This window comes from Cupriavidus sp. 01L45, from assembly GCF_056399885.1.
Window position 1 is genome coordinate 1 of sequence record NZ_JBFTSG010000141.1, and the last position, 2,369, is coordinate 2,369.

At 56.7% G+C, this 2,369-nt stretch carries 3 protein-coding genes and 1 pseudogene; 1 reads left to right on the forward strand and 3 read right to left on the reverse strand.

What is annotated here, in order from left to right:
• Positions 1 to 157 precede the first annotated feature (157 nt).
• The 3 genes and pseudogenes from AC1DT6_RS40355 to AC1DT6_RS40365 all read right to left on the reverse strand — a co-directional run.
• Positions 158 to 422: pseudogene (locus AC1DT6_RS40355) on the reverse strand (transposase); the annotation flags it as partial.
• Between the two features lie 42 nt (positions 423 to 464).
• A complete protein-coding gene (locus tag AC1DT6_RS40360) occupies positions 465 to 851 on the reverse strand; it encodes a DoxX family protein (protein WP_477115614.1) in 387 nt (128 codons plus the stop codon).
• Between the two features lie 106 nt (positions 852 to 957).
• Positions 958 to 1,596 carry a hydrolase gene (locus AC1DT6_RS40365; protein ID WP_477115615.1) on the reverse strand — a complete coding sequence of 213 codons (639 nt, stop codon included), beginning with the start codon at positions 1,594 to 1,596 and terminating at the stop codon, positions 958 to 960.
• Positions 1,597 to 2,096: 500 nt separating this feature from the next.
• Between AC1DT6_RS40365 and AC1DT6_RS40370 the strand changes: the two genes are divergently transcribed.
• Positions 2,097 to 2,369: VOC family protein (locus tag AC1DT6_RS40370; protein WP_477115616.1), on the forward strand; the 273-nt coding region annotated here is incomplete at its 3' end.

Genomic DNA, 2,369 nt, shown 5'->3' on the forward strand with positions numbered 1-2,369 from the left:
CTGCGCTGCGCAAGGGAAACTCACTCGACGTATTTGCCGGTGACCAGCACTGCTGGGCCAGATTCTATGAGGGTGAACAGAAGCGCCTGGCTTACCTGAGTTTCAATTGCTTTGCAGGGGACTTCGACGGCATCCGGCGACAGCTTGCGGATTGAAACCGGCGCATCAGTCGGCGAAACCGCCAGTACACCGTTTGCCAGGCCGGAAAGTCCTTGGGGGCATGCGCCAGCCACACCCCGAGCGCACCAGGTATCGCAAGGCGTTGATGACCTCCCGCAAATCGGCCTTCCTGCGCCGCCCTCGCTGGGCGGGGGCAGCAGGCCTTCCATTGCCGCCCACTCCACGTCTGTCAAATCGCTTGGAAATCGCTTTGTCTTGGCCGCCATGCTTGCTTGCCGCTCTCGGTGTTCTTCTTTCCACATCCCAGCTTTAGAACACATCTGCGGCTAATTTTCAAACAGGTCCTAAGGTCGGACGACGATATTTCCGGGTCCCGCCGCAATCAGGATGATAAACCCGCCAATAATGCTGATATGTTCCAGAAAGCCCGTTAGGGAGACAGTGCGCTGCGCGCCTTTCAGATTCCAGAAGTCGTAGAATACCAACGCAGTTGCCAGCGTGAATACTGCAAGAAGCAGCGAAGCGATCCCGGTTTGCCTTCCAGCCATGATGGCTACGCCGCATGTAAGCTGAACCAGTATTGTGCTAGACAGGATCAGACGCGGAAACGGAATATTTCTTGATCTGACTTCTTCCAGGCCATGGCTGAAGAACAGAAGTTTATTGGCGCCGCTGAGCACGTACATGAACGCGATGAATACACGTCCAGCAAGCAAGTAGTAATCAGGCATACAGACTCCAAATGGGCCGGTCAGTGCCGGAAGGCCGCGGCTGCATTCCTGGCAATGGGAAAAACGGGCTGGCCCGCAACGGCGTGCGGCGCCAGCCCGGCTATCGTCAGCTGCGATCGTAGGAGAACTGGATTCCGGCAGTGCCGCCTGTTTCAACGAACAGGTCAATGAAGGCCGGTACGGTTTCCTCCCGCGCCCAGTCGCGCTGCAATTCGCAGAACAACTGCGCAACACTGATCATCTTGCCGCCGGCCTGCTCAATGCGGCGCAGGGCAGCTTCGTGTGCCGCCACCGAAGTACCGCCGACGGCGTCCACCACCACATAGACTTCATATCCTTCCTTGAGCGCGTCCAGTGCGGGGAACGTCAGGCAAGCCTCGGTCCACAGTGCAGTCATGATGAGCTTCTTGCGGCCCGTGGCCTTGACGGCCGCTTTGAATTCGACGTCTTCCCACGAGTTGATGGTCGTGCGGTCATAGGTCGGATAGTCGCCCAAGACCTTGCGCAGCTGCGGAATCGGTGGTTTGTTCAAGCCGGTCTTCACATTCACCGTTGAGTGAATGATGGGCAGCTTGTATGCAATGGCCGCCTTCGACGTCCCAACGATATTGTTGATCAAAAGCTGGCGGTCCATCGACGCAATGGAGTTCACTTGCACCGGTTGGTAATCGATGATGACAAACGCTGCATTCTGCGGGGTCAGCAGATGGTCGCTTGCAGGATCACGGATGGGTTCGCTGGCCATAGTTTTCTCCATATCAGTAAGAAAGTTGCTGCTATTCAATACGCATTGATGATGCCTGCGTGCGCACCGCGGGCTGTCGGCGTCACCTTGCCGCCTTTCGATCGATCGAATCGCCGCGATGAGCCTGTGCAGGATAGGCGATCCCCCGTGCTGAGCGTGATAGGCATCTGCCGAACATGCTGTTCTATCTGGTCGAACGATGTGGCGGGGTAATTGAGTGCATGCTGTCTCCGATCCATGGTCTCCCGAATGCCCGACATCCTCGGGACGCGTCGTCGTGATGCGCTCGCCGGGTCGGGCAGTTCCCGCTTCCTCTCGTTTCGCGCTTCGTGTACCCCGTCTTTTAATATCAAAAACTTGTTTTTATATATTTTATTGTYTAGCATAGTTTTTGTACCTGCTGCGGTCGACTCTCCGGGTTGACCACCGCGCGCAAAGAGTCAGAAGCTCCACATAGAGAGCGGCGGACAACACAGCACATAGAACAGCGAGAGACAAAGATGGACATCAACGTGGCTCAATCAAGCCCGGGCGGTAGCGCTGCGGCGTCGGAACCGCGCCATGCGGTGCATTCAATCGATCACTACGCGCTGGAGGTTCCCGATCTGGCGGTGGCTGAGCACTTTTTTGACGCTTTCGGACTGATCCCGCTGCGCAAGGGAAACTCACTCGACGTATTTGCCGGTGACCAGCACTGCTGGGCCAGATTCTATGAGGGTGAACAGAAGCGCCTGGCTTACCTGAGTTTCAATTGCTTTGCAGGGGACTTCGAC

What these genes read in the sequence shown, in the direction of transcription:
- AC1DT6_RS40360 (WP_477115614.1), bottom strand. Translation starts at nt 851, where the DNA reads ATGCCTGATTACTACTTGCTTGCTGGACGTGTATTCATCGCGTTCATG.
- AC1DT6_RS40365 (WP_477115615.1), bottom strand. Translation starts at nt 1,596, where the DNA reads ATGGCCAGCGAACCCATCCGTGATCCTGCAAGCGACCATCTGCTGACC.